12 protein-coding genes are annotated in these 20,753 nt (G+C 48.0%); 4 read left to right on the top strand and 8 right to left on the bottom strand.

Annotation, left to right across the window (positions count from 1 at the left end; genetic code table 11):
* Positions 1-54: 54 nt before the first annotated feature.
* From AC6R0R_RS08010 to AC6R0R_RS08040, 7 genes are all read right to left on the bottom strand, one after another.
* The gene (locus tag AC6R0R_RS08010) at positions 55-4,896 is read right to left on the bottom strand and encodes an NAD-glutamate dehydrogenase (protein WP_500626313.1); all 4,842 of its coding nucleotides are present in this window, start codon (positions 4,894-4,896) and stop codon (positions 55-57) included.
* A gap of 207 nt (positions 4,897-5,103) precedes the next feature.
* Complete coding sequence (locus AC6R0R_RS08015; RefSeq protein ID WP_334555382.1) at positions 5,104-5,322, bottom strand: DUF2835 domain-containing protein; 219 nt, start codon at positions 5,320-5,322, stop codon at positions 5,104-5,106.
* A 70-nt stretch (positions 5,323-5,392) separates the two neighbouring features.
* Positions 5,393-8,002 (bottom strand): aminopeptidase N, encoded by a 2,610-nt coding sequence (gene pepN / locus AC6R0R_RS08020; protein ID WP_500626314.1) that lies wholly within the window; start codon positions 8,000-8,002, stop codon positions 5,393-5,395.
* Between the two features lie 180 nt (positions 8,003-8,182).
* Entirely contained in the window at positions 8,183-8,857 is a 675-nt protein-coding gene (locus AC6R0R_RS08025; RefSeq protein WP_487902002.1) for a hypothetical protein, read from the bottom strand.
* A gap of 161 nt (positions 8,858-9,018) precedes the next feature.
* Entirely contained in the window at positions 9,019-11,019 is a 2,001-nt protein-coding gene (gene prc / locus AC6R0R_RS08030; RefSeq protein ID WP_500626315.1) for a carboxy terminal-processing peptidase, read from the bottom strand.
* A gap of 17 nt (positions 11,020-11,036) precedes the next feature.
* A complete protein-coding gene (gene proQ, locus AC6R0R_RS08035; RefSeq protein ID WP_334555385.1) occupies positions 11,037-11,666 on the bottom strand; it encodes an RNA chaperone ProQ in 630 nt (209 codons plus the stop codon).
* Positions 11,667-11,764: 98 nt separating this feature from the next.
* A complete protein-coding gene (locus AC6R0R_RS08040; protein WP_334555386.1) occupies positions 11,765-12,238 on the bottom strand; it encodes a free L-methionine (R)-S-oxide reductase MsrC in 474 nt (157 codons plus the stop codon).
* Positions 12,239-12,326: 88 nt separating this feature from the next.
* Between AC6R0R_RS08040 and AC6R0R_RS08045 the strand changes: the two genes are divergently transcribed.
* From AC6R0R_RS08045 to rsmF, 4 genes are all read left to right on the top strand, one after another.
* Positions 12,327-14,123, top strand: coding sequence for an ABC transporter ATP-binding protein (locus AC6R0R_RS08045; RefSeq protein ID WP_500626316.1), 1,797 nt, complete (start codon positions 12,327-12,329; stop codon positions 14,121-14,123).
* Between the two features lie 42 nt (positions 14,124-14,165).
* Positions 14,166-15,425 carry a PqiA/YebS family transporter subunit gene (locus AC6R0R_RS08050; protein WP_500626317.1) on the top strand — a complete coding sequence of 420 codons (1,260 nt, stop codon included), beginning with the start codon at positions 14,166-14,168 and terminating at the stop codon, positions 15,423-15,425.
* On the top strand, positions 15,418-18,066 hold the full coding sequence (locus AC6R0R_RS08055) for an MlaD family protein (RefSeq protein ID WP_500626318.1): 2,649 nt from the start codon (positions 15,418-15,420) through the stop codon (positions 18,064-18,066). The genes AC6R0R_RS08050 and AC6R0R_RS08055 overlap by 8 nt, the downstream gene beginning before the upstream one ends.
* Positions 18,067-18,171: 105 nt before the next feature.
* On the top strand, positions 18,172-19,590 hold the full coding sequence (rsmF, locus tag AC6R0R_RS08060) for a 16S rRNA (cytosine(1407)-C(5))-methyltransferase RsmF (RefSeq protein WP_500626319.1): 1,419 nt from the start codon (positions 18,172-18,174) through the stop codon (positions 19,588-19,590).
* A gap of 172 nt (positions 19,591-19,762) precedes the next feature.
* On the opposite strand, the gene AC6R0R_RS08065 is transcribed toward rsmF, so the two are convergent.
* A complete protein-coding gene (locus AC6R0R_RS08065) occupies positions 19,763-20,599 on the bottom strand; it encodes a CvfB family protein (protein ID WP_500626320.1) in 837 nt (278 codons plus the stop codon).
* Positions 20,600-20,753 lie beyond the last annotated feature (154 nt).

The following is a 20,753-nucleotide window of genomic DNA, read 5'->3' on the forward strand; positions in this document are numbered from 1 at the left end:
CGGGGCAGTATTATTCAACGTTTTACCGAATAATTCAACGATTAACGCAAACGGTTACTCATTGGCAGAGCAGTTTAGGTTGAGGAGCATCAATTCACGCAATGCGACTGAGAACTTGGCGAATTCATGGACTGCCCCCACTTTAAACTCGTTGAGAATATTTTCCCATCGATGCAGCGACACTTCGTTTTTCTCAATCCAGTCATCGAGTGCTTTCATTACATCAAGATCTTTAGGTTCGCAGTTACAACTCAACACTTGCCCAGTTAACTGACGTTGCTGCCAATCAAGATCTTCTCTAAATGCTGCGCGAGCCAAGGCTTGCCAATGGTTGTCCACGGCTTGAGTATTGATTTGTTTCAAGAACCAGTGGAGAGACAAACGATCACCCAAGTTGTAGTAGAGTTTTGCACTTTGCTCAACCGATTTGCCTTTTTCACGAGATACTGTGGATATATCCAGTACTGAGTATAGACTCGACAAACGCGCAACATAACTCGCCAACGCTTCGGATACGCCCTGCTCAATCCAACGGTTTGCCATATGATTGTGCTCTTCCACTTCCGCCGGCACCAACATGGTATCAAGCTGCTGTTTGATGGTTTCTACGTCTGCTTTATAGAGATCAATCATGGCTTTGACACATTGGCGACCAGTACGATTACGGATCAACCAACGTGACAGACGGCGCAGCGTACGTCTGACATAAAACATCATGTCATACTGAGCGTCGGTCGAGGCATGGTTATCAAGAGCACGAAGTTGCGTGAACACCTCACCCAAACCGAAGATCTCACGCGCGGCGACATACGCATTGGTAATATCGACGACATGTGCTCCCGTCTCCTCACGGAGTCGAGTCACAAAGTTGCACCCCATCTCATTCACCATTTGATTGGCGAGCATGGTGGCAATGATTTCGGCTTTCAGTGGATGGTTGTCCATCTGCTGAGCATAGTTACGGCGTAACTCTGTTGGGAAGTATTGGATCAGTTGCTGCGCATGCACCTGATCATTGGCAATGTCGTCATGCACCAATTCTTCTTTCAGAACCATCTTGCCATACGCCACCAGCACAGAGAGCTCAGGACGAGTCAGTGCTTTACCCTGCTTTTCTCGCTCTAATAAGGTTTCATCGTCAGGAATATACTCTAACGCTCGATCCAGTTGACCTGCTTTTTCTAAAGTATGGATAAAGCGAATTTGTTCCTTAACCAGTGATGTGCCTTGGTGTTCGGTGACAGAGATCGATTCAGATTGGCAATACGCATCTTCAAGAACAATCTCACCGACCTCATCTTCCATCGACTCTAGGATTTGATTGCGCTGTTTAACCGTTAAGTCACCATTCGCCACCAATCCGTTGAGGAAGATCTTAATGTTGACCTCATTGTCCGAGCAATCAACACCGCCGACGTTATCGACAAAGTCAGTATTGACGCGGCCACCTTTCAACGCGTACTCCACACGACCGAGTTGAGTCATGCCCAGGTTGCCACCTTCACCGACCACTTTAGCGCGCAGATCGCGTCCATCAATACGCAATACATCGTTCGCACGGTCACCAACATCCGAATGCGTTTCCTTAGACGATTTCACGTAAGTACCGATACCGCCGTTCCACAACAAATCGACTTTCATTTGCAGGATCAGTTTGATCAGTTCATTCGGTGCCGCCGACGCTTTCTTCACCCCTAGCATTTTTTGGATCTCAGGGGAAAGAGGAATAGACTTCGACTTGCGTGAGAACACACCGCCGCCTTTGGAGATAAGTTCCGGATTGTAATCTTCCCAACTTGAACGCGGTAGATTGAACAAACGTTGGCGCTCTTCCCAAGTGCTCGCAGAATCAGGATCAGGGTCAATGAAAATATGCAAATGGTTAAAGGCAGCCTGCAAGCGGATATGCTTCGATAGCAGCATGCCGTTACCAAACACATCCCCCGCCATATCACCCACACCAATCGCGGTAAAATCGGTCGTTTGACAGTTGATGCCCATTTCACGGAAATGTCGTTTGACCGATTCCCAACCACCCTTGGCCGTAATGCCCATTGCTTTGTGGTCGTAACCGTTTGAGCCCCCAGAGGCAAACGCATCCCCTAGCCAGAAGTTGTATTCTGCGGAGACTGAGTTCGCCAAATCCGAGAACGTCGCGGTGCCTTTATCCGCTGCAACAACAAGATACGGGTCATCCTCATCATGGCGCACGACATGACTTGGCGCGATGACTTCCCCTTCAATGATGTTGTCAGACACATCAAGCAGTGCACGAATAAAACGTTTGTAACAGCGCTGACCTTCAGCAAAAATTTCGTCACGACCGCTCAGTGTGTGTTGACGTTTACAGACGAAACCCCCTTTCGCGCCCACCGGCACAATCACGGTGTTTTTCACTTGCTGCGCTTTTACCAAACCTAAAATCTCGGTACGGAAATCTTCTTGACGATCAGACCAACGTAACCCACCTCGCGCGACTTTTCCGCCACGCAAGTGAACACCTTCAATGTCCGGCGCATAAACGAAAATTTCAAAAGCCGGAACCGGCTGAGGAATATCTGGGATTTTGCGTGGCTGAAGTTTTAACGAGAGCCAAGGTTTAGGCTGGTTTTGATCATCCACTTGATAGTAGTTGGTACGAACCGTCGCGGTGATCATTTCCATGTAACGACGGATGATGCGGTCGTCGTCCAAACTTTCAACGTGATCAAGCTGCTCAGTCATTTTCTCGACTAAGTCCGCTTGACCTTTTTTGCTGCCTTTGAATTTAGGATCAAAGCGCTTAGCAAACAGCGTGACTAGGCCTTTGGCAAGATCAGGGTAATGACTCAGTGTTTCTTCAATGTACTGTTGACTAAATGGGAAACCGACTTGGCGCATGTATCGAGCATAAGCGCGTAGAATCGAGACTTCACGACCAGTTAGCGAAGCGCCAAGAACCAATCGGTTAAAGCCATCGCTCTCTAGGTCTCCCGCCCAGATTGACGCAAAGGCTTGTTGGAAACGATCGCGTGCGACGCGAAGATCAACGGTTTTCTCGCTCTTATGCAGCATCGAGAAATCCAGGATCCAATAAACTTGTCCATTAGCTTTGTGCACTTCGTACGGAGATTCACCGATGACGCGCAGCCCCAAGTTTTCCAACATCGGCATCACATCCGAAAGATGAATAGGCTCATCACGGTGGTAAAGTTTGAGTCTCACCGATTTCGAATCTTTGGCCAGCTCTTGCGGACGATAGAACAACATGCCCAGTTTGTTGTCGTCACTGAGCGCTTCGAGGCGCTCAATATCGGCGACGGCCGAGCCTGGCATCACATCTTCTTTATAGGATCGTGGGAAAGCGCGGTTGTACTCTTTCGACAACGGCAACCCTTTACTCTCTCCAAAGTTCGCAACGATCGCATCAGAGAGACGATCATCCCAAGTCGACGATGCTTCCATTAAGTTTTGCTCTATTGTTTTTACGTCAATGTCCATGTTGTTATTGTCAACACGAACGATGTAGTGGGTTCTTGCCAGTGGGCTTTCAGAGAAGTAAGTGGTGAACTCCACTTCTTGCTCACAACCAAAATACTGCTTCAAGATGCGTTGAGTTTGACGGCGCAGCTCGGTGTTGTAGCGATCTTTCGTCACATAGACCATGCAGCTAAAGAAACGACCGAACGGGTCTTTGCGCACAAACAGACGCAGCAAGTCACGGTCTTGCATCTGCACCACGCCCATACCGACTTCAAGCAACTCTTCTTCTTTGGCTTGGAGCAGTTCATCACGCGGATAGTTTTCTAGGATATTGTGTAGCGCTTTGTATGAGTAGGAACCTTCGCGATACCCGCTGGCTTTGAGGATTCGTTCGACCTTTTCACGAATCAGTGGAATGCTCGCCACACTTTGGTTGTACACCGCAGAAGTGTAAAGCCCAGTGAAACGATGCTCACCAATCACTTTGCCATTCTCATCAAATTTTTTGATCCCGATGTAATCGGTATACGCAGGACGATGAATACGAGAAGCGACGTTTCCTTTGGTCACAATCAATAGAAAAGGTTTCTTCGCTTCTAGGCGCGCAGAATCAGGGAAGTCAGACAATTTCACGCTGCGCACACGATCGGGATTAGCAAACAAGCCCAGACCTTGTTCTTTGGTCGGGCGCAGTTCTGTATCGCCGTCTGTGGAGACGAGGTCATACTCTTTATAACCCATGAAGGTGAAGTTGTGATCGCCAAGCCAACGCAAAAAGTTCAGTGTATCTTCATAGCGATCCCCTTCGACGGGAATACGCTCTTTTTGTGCTTCCAGTTGGTTGGTCACTAATTCAAGTTTCTCAACCATTTGACGCCAATCTTTGACCACCATACCGGTATCGGTGAGAATTTTGATCAGCTCATCTTTGAGTGACGTCATCGCCGATTTGTCACTGAGTCTATCCACTTCGATATGAAACAGCGATTGCAACGCGCCCTCACCCTCATTGATCGATTTAATCACCCCGTTGGCACCGCGTTCGATTTGCGTTGGGCCATGTAACATCAGATGTGACGCCATGTCTAAACGGCTCAGCGCCATTTTGATTGAGTCGACAAGAAATGGACTGTCCGGGACAACAATTTCAACGATAGTGTGCGTCGATTGCCAACCTTGACGGCTTACCGTCGGGTTAAAGACGCGAACCGATATCTCATCGGGTTTCTTTTCATTGATGTGATGCCACAAACTGACGACCGCACCGTAGAGATCCGATTCGTTTCGTTCAATCAGGTCGTCTTGAGCAATATTACTGAACAGGTGTTGAGCAAGTTGAGTGACTAAAGGTTGATGAGCAAGCTCGAGTTTGTCTTGAATCAGCTTGTAGACTTTTTCAAGCAGAACCGGCATTAGGGTTTCACGCGCGGTCATATTCACACTCCACTATTAGAATTTTTTTAAGTAGGGGGGATGTCGTAAGCATCGTTCTTTAGTTGTAAGAATAGTGCTTTACACGGGTAATGCCGCTTTATTGTAAAAGCTTTATTGATAAATGGTTAATTCTTTTAGGAGTGGTAGGAGGTGAAATGTTTGAGAATGTGATTAAGGTTCTATTTAAACTTCTATGAAATCAATCTCTCACAGAACTTCTAACTTAATAAACTTATTATTTTGGTCAGTTGTTAATCTGAATCGTCCTTTCAAGCCGATTTGACTGACAAACGGTCGAAAACGCATCGCTGGCAGTTGCAAACGAAGTCCATTGTCCGTGGTTACCAATATCTGGCTCGCCGCACCATTGTAGTGGTTGAGAAACGATTGATAAGAGATATTGAGCGAGAAATAGTAGTGGTTCATGAGTTATTAATGCATTACTGTATAAATAAACAGTAGCACAATTACGTGCTACTGTTGGCGAGTGGATGACTTAGACTTCTAGCGCCTTGCTGACTTTTTCGAACAAGTCTTTGGCCAAGTTATCCATAGATTTCAGCGCTTCTAACTCTTTGCGAATCAGGGCTTGTCTCTGCTCATCGTATTTACCTAGCTTAAGCAGAGGATCAATCAAACGTGACGCCACCTGAGGGTTCGAGCTGTTGAGCTCTCTTAAGATTTCGCCCGCAAACTCATAACCTTTACCAGATTTGTCATGGAAAGCGACAGGGTTCATGTTCAAGAAAGAACCAATCAAACTGCGCGTACGGTTAGGGTTTTTCAAGCTAAACGCACTGTGATTCATGGTCGACTTGATCACATCAAGTGCGTTGCCCGCTGGGTTGGTCCCTTGCAATATGAACCACTTGTCCATCACCAATCCATCATGTTTCCATTGCTCGCTGTAGTCACTCATCAAACGCTCGCGACACGGCAACTGCGCGCTGTTTGCTGCGGTCATGGCCGCCATGGTGTCCGTCATGTTGTTGGCCTGATCATATTGCGCTTCAACGAGACGATTCCCCTGCTCTGTATACGCTAAATACGCTAGCGCCGTGTTTCTAAGTGCACGTTGGCCAATCGCTTGATGGTCAACTCGATAGTCACTTTGCACTAGAGCATGGTACAGCGCACTGAACTCATCCTCTAACTGCTGTGCAAGTTGAACTTTAATGCCTTTAAGTACCGCAGCAATGGCATCCACATCGACCTGCTTGTACCAACCTGACACTTCATTGTGACTTGGCAGCGCTAACATCTCTGCAATAAACGCAGGTTCAAGAACATCAGACAAAAGCACGCCGCGGAACGCATCAATCAGCGCATCCGGTAGCGCGACATCGACATTACCTTGCTGAATACGTTCAACATTACTGCGAATGTATTTTGCTAATAACATTTGGCCTGCATCCCAACGCGCAAAGTCATTGCGAGCATGAACCATAAGGAAGGTTAATTCCTCGTCACTGTAATCGTACTCCAACTTCACTGGAGCGGAGAACTCTCTCAATAACGATGGGATCGGACGCTCAGCGACATCTTCGAATACAAAACTCTGCTCACTTTGAGTGACATCGAGAACGTGATGAATCGGCTTTCCGTTACAGCGTAACTCAACAACTTCTCCCGTTGGGGCGTATAACTCGACATCAAATGGAATGTGCAACGCTTGTTTGTCTTGCTGATCCTGCGTCGGCTCAGTCGATTGCTTGACATGCAAGGTAAACGTCTTGGCATCACTGTCGTAATCACTGGTCACACTGACCGTCGGCGTTCCTGACTGGCTGTACCAGAGACGGAATTGCTTGAGATCGACACCCGATGCATCTTCCATGGCGGAAACAAAATCTTCGCAAGTCGCCGCCGTGCCGTCGTGGCGTTCAAAGTAGAGCTTCATCCCTTTTTGGAAGCCCTCTTCACCCAATAACGTGTGCATCATTCGAATAACTTCGCTGCCTTTTTCGTACACGGTTAAGGTGTAGAAGTTATTCATCTCGATCACTTTGTCAGGACGAATTGGGTGAGACATCGGGCTCGCATCTTCGGCAAACTGGGGTCCACGAATAATGCGTACGTTGTTGATACGATTGACAGCGCGCGAACCAAGATCAGAAGAAAACTCTTGATCGCGGAACACGGTCAACCCTTCTTTGAGACTGAGTTGGAACCAGTCACGACAGGTCACGCGGTTACCCGTCCAGTTGTGGAAGTACTCATGGCCAATGACCGCTTCAATACCAAGATAATCGCTATCGGTCGCGGTGTTCTCATTGGCCAACACATACTTGGAATTAAAGATGTTGAGTCCTTTGTTCTCCATCGCGCCCATATTGAAAAAGTCGACAGCGACAATCATGTAAATATCAAGGTCATACTCAAGGCCGAAACGCTCTTCGTCCCACTTCATTGAGTTGATTAGGGAGGTCATCGCGTGAGGCGCTCTGTCCAAGTTGCCTTTGTCGACAAAAATCTCTAAATCGACAGGGCGGCCAGAGCGAGTCACGAAGGTATCGCGCAGAACATCAAAATCCCCAGCGACCAAAGCAAACAGGTACGCCGGCTTAGGGTGTGGGTCTTGCCACTGAACCCAATGACGGCCATGATCTAAATCGCCAGCGGCCACTCGGTTCCCGTTACTCAATAAATACGGGTATTGCGCCTTGTCTGCAATCACTTTGGTGGTGTACTTGGCCAACACATCAGGTCTATCCAAGTAATAGGTGATTCGACGAAAACCTTCCGCTTCACATTGGGTGCAAAACGCTCCGCCCGATTTATACAAGCCTTCAAGCGCGGTATTGGCTTCTGGATCAATGTGCGTCACTATGGTCAGTGTAAACTCGCGCGGCAACTGGTTGAGGGTCAGCGTGCTCTCCGTCTGCTGATAATCGCTCCAAACCTCACCATTCACTTGCAGCGAAACCAAAGTTAAGTTCTCACCATCGAGCTGTAAGGTACTGCTCTCTTTGCATTGCTGAACTTGGGAGATAGCCGTAACCACCGTTTGGTTATCATGCAAATCAAAGGTAAGGTCTATAGTAGAAATCGTATGAGAAGGCGATTGGTAATCTTTGCGATATTTGGCTTGTGGAGTCTGAGCCATGTCTGAATCCTTTTGACTGAATGTGAGATGAGCCAACACGGGCGTCAAGCACTCGTGGGCAAACGTAATTAGCTTACCTCTAGCCAATCAAAAAAACGAGGTATTGACGACAATAACCTCGCTTTTTATTCATGTAGACCATGTTTTGTCTATATATCACTCATTGATTCGCCGATATCACTAGCGAACGCGATCGAGCACCGCATAAAGTGCCCCTTCTTCCATTTCAAGTGTCAAGGTATCACTGTCGAGTACGTAACGTGTTTCGTGCTCGCCATTTTCGTAGAGAAGTACAAGGTGTTCACCTTCTGTGTAATAGACGCCACGATGCACCGCTTCATCCCCTTCATCGTTGCTGACACGGAACATAAACACAAAGTCGGGCTGCAGCACTAAATCCATCTTATCGACATCACTGGCTGAGACATCGTGTCCACCTAAACTCTGACTCGACCAAATGCCAGCCAGTGAATTGGAGAGCGCCTTAGTAAATGTCACACCGTTGAGATTAAGCAAATGGTGATTACCCGAATAGCGGTACGCTTGTGGCTCAGAAGAGTTGAGTCCGAGTATTAGGGTATCATCGTTGGCTGTGTAGAGACCTTGCCAATGATCCACCGAGTAGTCTCGCTTCTGAATGTCGATTTGAAACTGATAGTTGGAGCTCAACGAAAGCTTGATGGCGAGAAAGTTTTCTGCTGATTCATCAGGACTCGGATTAACGAGATACCAGTCCCCCAACAAGAAAGGGTGATCAAATTGAGTAAGATCACTGTTGTCGTGTACTTCGGGCGAGAGCCTTTCTGCACTGACCCACGCGCTACCCATTAAAAGAATTAGTCCGATCCATTTCATCACGCATCCCTCACTCTTTTCTTAAAGCTTAGGCAGGGTTTTACGAATACGCGAAAAATTAGATCCAAATCACATTAATTGTCTACACAAAAAAAGCGAGCACATAGGCTCGCTTGGTGTTATTTGCCGATTCCAAGACAGGTAACAGGAAAGATGCCGACTTACTGCAACTTCAACATGTCCACCATGATCGCCACCGACTCATCTAAATAAGCGTCAGGCGCTTCGTAGTCTTTAGGTAAGTCGTCAAGATCGGTGTACGGCTCCTCACCCAATGCTTTTTGACGTAAATTGATGCGAGCTAGGCGTTCTTTATCTGCCTGTTCACTCTCCGCTTTACGCACTTTTTCATTGAGAGACAAAGCGTTGTCATCTTTTTCAGCACGATACTTTTCAATATCTTGCGCAATGAAACCGAACTCTAAATCGTTGGCAATACGCGCCTTGTGCTTGTCGTCTAATGCAGAAATCAAGGTATCGTTACGTGCTAACACGGTGTAATTGGCGCGATCAATACTATCCCAAGGTAGAGCGTTATCTTCGACACTCTCCCCGGTTTCATCCGCGTCTACAGCGGTTGGGAAAGGAATGTCAGGTGCTACACCTTTGTTTTGTGTACTGCCACCATCGATTCGATAGAATTTTTGAATCGTGTACTGCACGTAGCCCAACTCTTTATCAAACAAATCGTAGATATGGTTGAGAGAGCGGTGCTGCTGCACAGTGCCTTTACCAAATGAGTTCTCACCGAGAATGATCGCTCGACCGTAATCTTGCATCGCAGCGGCAAAAATTTCTGACGCGGACGCACTATAACGGTTAATCAATACCGTCATCGGGCCGTCGTAGCTGATTTTGTCGTCTGTGTCAGCATTCACGTTCACACGGCCGTAACTGTCGCGAACTTGCACCACCGGACCGCTAGTAATAAAGAGACCAGATAGCGCAGTGGCTTCGGTTAACGCACCGCCGCCGTTGTTACGGAGATCGACAATGATGCCATCGACACCTTTCGCTTTCAGTTGGGAGATTTGCTCGTCGGTATCTTTAGATAGGCCGACATAAAAACTCGGCACTTCGAGCACACCAATCTTCTTACCATCACGCTCGATCACTTCTGATTTGACCGCACGATCTTCTAAACGAATTTTGTCGCGTACGATAGTAATGATTTGCGATTTCGCCTCTTTACCCTCAGGCAAGATTTGCAAATTCACCTTGGTGCCTTTCGGCCCTTTGATCAATTGAACCACATCATCAAGGCGCCAACCGATAACATCAACGATCGCTTCACCATCTTGGCCGACACCGATAATGCGATCCCCTTCGGACAACTGCTTGCTATTCGATGCCGGTCCACCAGCCACTAATGAACGAATGACAGTATAGTCATCAGTCATCTGCAACACTGCACCAATTCCTTCGAGCGATAAATTCATCTCAGTTTGAAATTGATCAGCACTGCGCGGAGAGAGGTAACTGGTGTGCGGGTCAACTTCACGCGCAAAGGCATTCATGTACAACTGGAAGGCATCTTCATTGTGCGTTTGGCTGAGACGCTTAAGCGCATTGTTGTAACGTTTCTCAAGCACCTCTTTGATCTCTTCCCACTCTTTACCTGTGAGTTTGAGATTCAATGCATCATACTTAACACGTTTACGCCACAACTCATCCAACTCGGCTTTATCTTTTGGCCAAGCGGCTTTGCTGCGGTCAAGCTCAATGCTTTCATCGACATCAAACGTCATTTCGTCATCAAGCAGCGCCAGCGCAGTTTGAAAACGTTCATAACGACGCTTCATCGACAAGTTATAGACATCAAACGCAATTTGGTTGTTGCCGGATTTGAGCTGATCGTCAATCCCTACCGCCCACTCTTTGAACGAGTCAATATCCGCTTGAGTAAAGATATTTTTGTTGTAGTCGAGCATTTCGATGTAGCGATCGAAAATGGCTTGAGAGAAGGTATCGTCGAGAGTGAAATGTTTGTAGTGAGAGCGTGTGAATCGAGAAGTCACGCGCTTACTGGCAGTTTCGTGTTGAGTCTCGGGAGCGAGTACGGGTAAGTCTTTTAGACTCAGTTTTGCTTCAAGAGCATGGGCTGAAGACGCTGCCAGCCAGAGGCCAGCAGCAATCAGCGAGAGTTTTGAACGGCATTTCATGCGTAGGAGATTCTCCTTTATGCGCGCAAGTGCTCCGCTTTCACAACCATTTGTAGGCCGTTAGACAGTTGGACGCGCACATCTTCCTTATTGATTTCAACGATAGTCGCAGCCATATTTCCTTTGCCCATGTTCACGTTTACTTGGTTGCCGACGGTCATTTCGTCTGCATTCAATGCGCGCGTTTCTACAGGCTGTTTGGCTTTCTGTTCTTTACTTTGTTGTGGGCGGCGGCTCTGCGGCTTTTTCGCTGCCGGTTTGGCTTTAGCCTTCCCTTCTTCGCGCGCTTTTTGAGCTTGTTCTTTACGACGAGCCTGAACTTTTGCTTTGCTCTCTGCTAGTGCAGTTTTCGCATGTTCAACGTGCTCTTCTTCCAGTTCACCCGCTGGGTTACCGTCTAAATCTACACGTACTGCACCTGGCTTAACACCATGTAGGTAACGCCATGATGAAGTGTACTGTCTTAACGCTGCACGAAGCTGGGTCTTACTCACTTTTGGGTCGTCATTGAGACGGTCCGCAAGATCTTGAAAAATACCGATTTTAAGCGGCTTTGCTTCACCTTCTAAAGTAAAGCACTTAGGGAAACATTCAGCAATATATGCAATCACTTCTTTGCTGTTTTTTAACTTTTCAGTGTTTTCCATGAGGATTCCTGGTTATTGCGGCTTGTCCGCGAGCATTAAGAGTTTTAATTGAGGTATTATAGTGACCTGCAAATGAAAAACCACAGCCAATAGGCAAATTATGCTGCGATAGCGTGCGAATTAAGCAGCTTTTCCACTTCAGTCATCAAAAATGTTAGCCCCTGCTCGTCAATTTCGCTGAAACGCCCCACACTTGGGCTATCAATATCAAGCACGCCTTGGATTTCACCATTGATTGAAAAAGGAATCACTATCTCTGAATTACTCTCGGCGTCACACGCAATGTGGCCCTCGAACTCGTGTACGTCATGGATACGTTGAACGCTGTTGGTGGCGACTGCAGTACCACACACTCCTTTACCAACGGGAATACGTACACACGCAGGCTTGCCTTGGAATGGACCCAATACCAATTCACCGTCTTTCATCAGATAAAAGCCCACCCAGTTAAGGTTCTCCAGTTCCATATTCAATAACGCACTGACATTGGAGAGATTGGCAATAAGGTCTGTTTCTGATTCGATAAGTGCAACCGCTTGCTTGGTTAAACGTTGGTATTGTTCTATGTTCATTGTATATACATCCGATTGAAAACTAGAGACTTCCACACGGTTTGTGCGTACAATTCGCACAAACTAAATAGTAAGCATTCTCATTATAATGATTAATAATCCCAACACTATTAGCCGTTCTTGGTTGATAACTCAAGTAAAACTTCATAAGACCAAGTTAATCGCTGCGAATTTGGTGGCGATTGCTGCGACTTTAATCAGTGTTCCTATCCCACTCTTGATGCCATTGATGGTCGATGAAGTGCTATTAGACCAACCTGGAGCCGGGCTGCGTGCCATGCAATGGCTCTTGCCGAGCAACTTTCATACCCCTACCGGCTATATAGTGTTGACCTTACTACTGGTCATTGTGATGCGCACGGCAAGCCAAGCGCTGAACATTGTTCAGAGCCGTCAGTTCACTCTGGTCTCCAAAACCATTACTTTTGAAATGCGACGTAAGATGATCGACAAATTGGGTCGCATCAGCATGAAGGAATACGAGACAAGAGGCAGTGGCGGCATCAATGCCCACTTGATTACCGATGTTGAAACCATTGACCAGTTTATTGGCTCTACGTTAAGCAAGTTCCTGATAAGCCTACTGACCGTTCTCGGCACCGCTGTTGTTTTGCTCTGGTTAGATTGGCGCTTGGGGCTGTTCATCTTACTGGTTAATCCGGTGGTCATTTACTTCTCCCGCTTGCTGGGCGGCAAAGTCAAACATCTTAAAAAGCGCGAAAACCAATCGTTCGAGCGCTTTCAAAATCGGTTGATAGAGACACTCGATGGCATCTATCAATTGCGCGCCGCAAATAAAGAAAAAGCGTATCTCAAACAGTTAACCGAACAGGCCGATCAGATCCGATCCGATGCTGACAAGTACGCCTGGCAATCGGAAGCGGCAGGGCGTGTCTCCTTCTTACTGTTCCTACTTGGCTTTGAGCTGTTTCGCGCTGTCGCTATGTTAATGGTGCTGTTTAGCGACCTGACGATTGGTCAAATCTTCGCAGTGTTTGGCTATCTGTGGTTTATGCTCAGCCCTGTGCAAGAATTGTTGGGCATTCAGTTTTCGTGGTACAGCGCTAAAGCGGCACTGACTCGCATCAATAGCCTATTGAGTATTGGCGAAGAGCAACGCCCAGTGTCAACCGTCAATCCATTCACGCCAGACCGAGAAGTCGACGTCTCTATAGAAAAGGTCAACTTTGCTTATAATGAGGAAAACAAGGTGTTGCGCGATTTATCGCTCAACATCCCGGCAGGCAAAAAAGTCGCACTGGTTGGAGCGAGTGGCGGAGGCAAATCTACCTTAATTCAATTGTTAATCGGTGTTTATCAGCCGGACTCTGGCATCATTCGTTTCAATGGTGAGCCATGTCAGGATATCAGTTTCGATATCATTAGAGATCAAATTGCTGTTGTATTACAACAACCTATACTATTTAACGATAGCCTGAGGCATAATCTGACCCTTGGATCAGACTCCCCGGATGAGCAACTGTGGCAAGCCCTAGAGATTGCACAAATGCACGATGTCATTCGTCAACTCAGTGAGGGTCTCGAGACGCAAGTGGGCCGCAACGGGATTCGTTTGTCCGGTGGACAGCGCCAACGGTTGGCCATTGCGCGCATGGTGCTGAGCAATCCAAAATTTGTTATTTTAGACGAAGCAACGTCAGCGTTGGATACCGCAACGGAAGCCGCCCTCCACCGTGCTTTAACGGAATTTTTGAAGGGACGCACAACTCTGATCGTTGCTCATCGCTTATCTGCCGTAAAACAGGCGGATTTGATTTACGTTTTAGAAGATGGACAAGTCACTCAGGCAGGGACACATGGCGAACTGGTCGAACAGCAAGGTTTATATCAAACGCTTTACGGCGCGGTACAAACTCACGTCTAAACACTGCCTTAATAGTGACAACGTCACACAAAGAGGCACTCAATGAAACGCGCCTCGCCGCTCCACTCTCACACTAGCGAGATTCGCCAAGTTCGTCTTTGTCATGGCTGCGAGCTCGCAGTGGACACCTGTGAGGTAGAACAAGGAAAGAGCGCATTTTGTCCGCGTTGTGGAACGCAACTCTATCGGGGTGGCACCCCTTCTCTCTCTGGCAACTTAGCCATCGCCATCACCTGTTTGATGCTGTTTATTCCCTCGCACTTTTTTGACTTCATCAGTATCCGGTTGTTTGGTGTCATGATCCCAGCGACACTCCCGGCCGGTATTATCGCGCTCATTGATGAAGGCTTTACATGGTTAGCACTGCTGGTGTTTTTTTGCAGTTCGATTGCGCCGTTTCTGGTGTGCTCGAGCGTTCTGCTTGCCCACATTGCCCTCGCCAAGCGCCACTTCTCTTTACTTAAGTGGTCATTGCAAACCATCGCGGCACTCAAACATTGGGTGATGATTGATGTCTTTCTGGTTAGCGTTGCGATCTCTTGCTTCAAGTTGCAAGACTATTCAGACATCTTCGTCGGTGTCGGGCTTTATGGCCTAGTGCTATTGCAGTTAGCGACCGTGCTACTCTTAACTCGGATTAGTATCCGACGTTATTGGGAAGCCTACCTGCCTGAAGAGACATTAACTCTGGGCGAAAAATCGCTCCACTGCCACCATTGCCACTTGTCACAGCCAGAAGGTACGCACTGTCGCCGCTGCGAAAAACCTATCCATCATCGTAAACCGCGCTCACTCCAAACAACCTGGGCTTACTTGGTGGCGGCAACGATAGCGATTTTTCCCGCCAACCTGATCCCAATCTCGATATTAATCACCAACGGACAACGTTTAGAAGACACCATCTTCTCGGGTGTTGCTTCATTGGTGAACAATGATATGGCGGGCATTGCGGCCATCATTTTCATCGCAAGTATTGTCGTTCCGGTCGCGAAGATTCTCGGCTTAGCGTACATCTTGCTCGCCATCCATTTTCAACGTTCGATCAATCATATTTATCGAATGAAAATCTACTTTATCGTTAAGTGGATTGGCCGCTGGTCAATGATGGATCTGTTTGTTATCTCCATCATGATGACCTTGGTTGACCGTGGCCAAATTTTGAATTTTACCCCAGGGTACGGCGCCGTCTTTTTTGGTATCGTGGTCATCTTAACCATGCTGGCCGCAGACAGTATCGACCCAAGACTCATTTGGGATAACCACCCTAAAACCTCCTACAAGGACACCCCTTCGCATGAGTAATGCTTCGCCCAATCAGAATGCTTACACGCCAGATATTAAGCGCAATAAAGGCTTATCGCCGCTATGGATATTGCCCATTTTGACCATGGCACTGGCAGGTTGGCTGGTGTTTAAAGCCATTCAGGATGCAGGCCAACGTGTGCAGATCTATTTTTCTGATGCGCAAGGTTTGGTCGCCGGGCGCACCACCATTCGCTACCAAGGGCTCGAAGTGGGCATGGTGCGCGACATCAACCTGTCGAGCAATCTTGACAACATTTACGTGGATGCCGACATCTACCCCGAAGCGATTCAGTTACTTGGTCAAGATACGCGTTTTTGGATGGTCAAACCGACCGCCAGCCTTTCCGGCATTTCCGGATTGGATGCTCTGGTCTCAGGGAACTACATTGCGATTCAACCCGGTGATGAAGCGTCTGAACCTAAGAGTGTTTATACCGCGCTGGATCGCGCCCCGTCCGATCTTCTCGCGCGTCAAGGGTTAAACATCACCTTGAAATCACGCGATTTGGGGGGGATTTCCATCGGCTCACAGATCGTCTATCGAAAAATCCCAATTGGCGAAGTCTACAGCTACAAATTGGATGACGACGCGAAGAACGTCCTCATCAAAGCGTCAATCCGCGAGCAATATCGCCACATCATTACCGATCAGAGCCGCTTTTGGAACGTCAGTGGCATTGGCGCCAATATTGGCTTTGAAGGGGTTGATGTGCGACTGGAAAGTTTGAGCGCTCTGCTCAGCGGCTCTATTGCGGTTGACTCCCCCGATGGCGGAGAGCCCGTCGAAGACAACGAAGAGTTTCGTTTGTACCGTGACCTAAAGACTGCAGGACGCGGTATCGCCATCCAAATTGCGCTACCTGACGACAACCATATCAAGGCCTCAGGTGCGCCCATTATGTACCGTGGTATTGAGGTCGGGCAAATTACCGGATTGCAGCTCAGTGAAGGACGCGAAAAAATCATCGCTTCCGCCGCTATTCAGCCGGCGTTCAGCGATATGCTCACCACCGGCAGTCGTTTTGTTCTCGAAGAGGCGAAAGTCTCGCTATCGGGTGTGGAAAACTTGGCTAACTTAGTCCAAGGTAATTACCTCACCTTGATCCCCGGAGATGGTCAGCGCGCAAGGCAGTTTAACGCCGTGCGTCAATTTGAATTTAACAAGCAGCAAGCACGTTCAGTCGCGCTGCAACTGACGTCTAACAACTCGTTTGGATTAGACGCCGGGGCGAACATCCTCTATAAAGGCATCACGGTTGGCTCCATCACGCAGGTATCTCTCATTAATGATCAGGTCGTGTTCGACCTGCTGATTGACGCGGAATATTCCGAATTAATCCGTTCTCAAAACCGATTTTTTGTCACCGGCAGTGCCAGCGCTGAGCTCACCGAATCTGGGCTCAACATCTCTGTACCGCCGGCTAAACAGCTGTTGACCGGCTCGGTGAGTTTTGTCAGTGAAGGCAGTGGTGAAGCCAAAGAGCGCTATCCGCTGTATGCGAGTCAGTCTTTGGCTGAGCTTGCCAAATACAATGTCTCTGGCTGGCAAACCCTTACACTGTTTGCCCCCGAATTGCCCTCAATCAGCAAAGGTAGCCCACTGCTTTATCGCAACTTGCAAGTCGGCAGCGTCTCGGATTTTCGCTTAGTTGACGGTGGTGTAATCATCGATGCGAATATTGAAAATCAATACAAACACCTTTTGAGTGAGCAAACCGTGTTCTGGAATCGCTCTGGCGTTGAGGTGGACGCCTCTTTAACGGGCGTCAACATTACCGCTGCGCCACTGAAAACCATCATCCAAGGTGGGATTGCTTTTGATTCCTTGCCGGGGGTCGACAACCGCCAAAAAGACAAGTGGTTGCTATACAAAGATTTCAAAACCGCACGTAAATACGGCCAACGTGTCACCTTGCACTTTGACGGCAGCACAACGATCACAACTGGCACGCCTATCCACTACAACGGTGTCCAAGTCGGCGAAGTCACGCTTGTTACCCCCATATTTTCCAACGTAGAGTTCTCCAAAGGCGGCGTTGAAATTCAAGCTCGCATCTTGCCGGAATACGCCCAAACCATTGCGGTTTCAGGGTCGCACTTTTGGCAATCACAGGCAGAGATTGGCCTGTCGGGAGTAAAAAACATCCACAATCTAATCACGCCAAGTATTAATGTTGAACCCGGTAATGGCCAGCCCCAACATCAGTTCGCACTTAACACTGCGCCTCAAATTTATAAAGGGGTGCAATTTAGATTGCAAACCGAAAGCCGAGGCTCAGTCACCAGTGGCACCCCGATTTTGTATCGTGAGATCGAGGTGGGCCAAGTGCGAGCAGTATCGTTAGGTGAATTTGCCGATCGCGTCGACATCGACATTGATATTCTGCCGGAATACGCCTATCTAGTGCGCCGTAATAGCGTATTTTGGAACACCTCTGGTGTGGATGTCTCGATTGGACTAACCGGTGCCAATATCAAAGCAGGTACGGTTGAAAGCATAGTGCGAGGCGGTATCACCTTTGCTACACCACAACAAACACAGCTCGAGCCGATAGCTCAAGATGGCCATACCTTCTACCTTCACCCGAAAGCAGAAGAGAGCTGGCGCAGCTGGCGAACGGTGATACCAAAACCTTAGCCAAGACCTATCACCTATCACCTATCACCTATCATCAGTAAAAGCGCAGCCAAGTGGCTGCGTTTTTGCTACACTCTCGGCAAATTTTCTACTTAGAGATGCAGAGTGCACCAAAACGTTTATCTCCCTGACGACTTTCTCGCTGAAATGCAAACTATCCTTCCGTCTCATTTGACGATGGATGACTTCATCGCCGCTTGCCAACGACCACTTAGAAAAAGTGTCCGCGTCAACACTCTCAAGACCACAGTGGACGATTTTAAAGCGCTGGCTGAGCAGCAAGGATGGGTATTGACCCCAGTGCCTTGGTGTGAAGAAGGATTTTGGATTGATGCTGATGAAACCCGCGTGCCACTGGGGAATCGTGCTCAACACATGTCGGGGCTGTTTTACATCCAAGAAGCCAGTTCCATGATGCCTGTCTCTGCGCTCTTTTCTGGTGATGACACCTTTCAGGCGGTGCTCGATATGGCGGCTGCACCAGGGTCAAAAACGACACAAATCGCTGCGCTGATGGACAATGAAGGCGTATTGGTGGCGAACGAGTTTTCCGCTAGCCGCGTGAAAGTACTCCATGCGAATATTGAGCGCTGCGGTATTCGTAACGCCGCATTGACTAACTTCGATGGCCGCGTGTTTGGTGGTTGGCTGCCAGAGCAGTTCGATGCCGTTCTCATCGACGCACCCTGCTCTGGGGAAGGTACGGTTCGCAAAGATGCCGATGCGATAAAAAACTGGAGTAAAGCGTCAGTGCTATCCATCGCCGAGACGCAAAAAGATCTGATCGAAAGTGCTTTTCACGCCCTAAAACCGGGCGGTGTCATGGTCTACTCGACCTGTACGCTCAGCGTGGAAGAGAACCAGCAAGTCTGCCAGCACTTAAAGTTAACCTTTGGCGAGTTGGTGGAATTTGAAAGCCTTGAATCCTTATTCCCGGGTGCTGACGAAGCGCTAACCGCCGAAGGCTTTTTGCACATATTCCCTCAAGTCTATGACTGTGAAGGATTCTTTGTGGCAAAAATACGTAAAACTGGCACTGCGACACCACCTGATGTAAAAAAACGCCTCGGTAAATTTCCGTTTCAGAAAGCATCGGCAAAAGAGCAGCAAGCGATCGCTAGCGCACTACAAGACGCGCTGTCTGTTTCTCTGCCTCAACACACCACGATTTGGCTGCGTGACAACGATGTCTGGCTGTTCCCCGATGCGCTCGAGCCGATGCTCGGCGAACTGCGTTTTTCACGTATGGGAATAAAGATCGCCGAAGCGCATAAGAAAGGCTATCGCTGGCAACACCAAGTCGCCACCGCACTGGCAACGGGGAATGAAGCGAACAGTGTCGAACTTTCTATTGATGACGCCAGAGAGTGGTTCATGGGAAGAGATGTGAGACCGGAACAAACAGGCAAAGGTGAAGTGCTGGTCAAGTACGGTAACGATGTGATTGGACTCGGGAAATGGGTCGGAAATCGAATCAAAAATGGCCTACCCAGAGAGTTGGTAAGAGACAAAAATCTGTTTTAATCCCTAAACCAAGGTATGAAATTTCGTCATTGCCTGGCGCTATACTGATCTTGAACTACAATTGAAGTATTGATTGGTGATGAATATCAGACAGTTAGCGCAGGCTCTGTAGGAGCCCTTCCCCTAGGCCCAAAGCATGATCCGCTTCGGGCCTTTTTTTGTCTCAAGTCGATTAATCAGCGAGATAAATCCCATCTTGCTCGATACGAATACGACCTTGCTTGTAAAGACCGCCAATGGTTTTCTTGTACGTCCCTTTACTGGTTCGAAACGTTGAGAAAATGGCTTCTGGCGATGACTTATCATTAAGAGGGAGGAAGCCGCCCTTTTTCTCCAATAACTCAAGCACTTTCTCACTCAAGTCATCCATCTTACCTACACCGACTTTTTGCAGCGAGAGATCGATTTTGCCATCTTCACGGATTGCTTTGATGTAGCCTTTAAGACGCTTACCAATAAAGAGTTTTCCAAACACGTCAGACTTAAAAATCATGCCCCAATGTTGGCCTTCAACGATCGCTTTAAAGCCTAAGTCACTGCGCTCTGCAATCAACAACTCGACTTGCTGGTTTTTGCTATAAGGCGCCGGCGTTTTATCCAGCAGCTTGTTGAATTTGGTGGTCCCGACAATGCGCCCAGATGCTTTGTCGGTATAAACGTATACCAACACAGTTTGACCTTCTCTAAAACGGGCACGCTGCTCACTGAAAGGGATCAACAGATCTTTGCCTTTAATTCCCCAATTAGCGAAAGCGCCGGTGCTGTTGACCCCTTGGATTTCCATCAGCCCCCACTGGCCCACTTCGGCAATCGGAGTTTCAGTCGTCGCCACCAACTGGTTGTCGGAATCAAAGTAGAGAAACGCATCAATAAATTGGCCCACTTCCGCGTCTTTTGGCGCAAAGCGATTTGGCAGCAAAGAGGTGCCGTACTCTCCAGCATCCAAAAATAGTCCAAAGTCGGCTTTTTTTACAATTTCTAAGTGGTTTACCTTACCAACGTTAATCATTTCAACGGTCTCTTGCTAAATTTGCGGCGATTATACCCAATCTCTGATATGCTTTCGCCAGCTAATTTGAACTTTATGGAGATTTTCTTGGTCACGGTAGACAAACAAGATGGCATCACTCTCAAAATTTCTCACGCAATGGCTTCGACCAAGA

It is taken from the genome of Vibrio sp. R12-SW3-ISO1 (genome assembly GCF_059834005.1).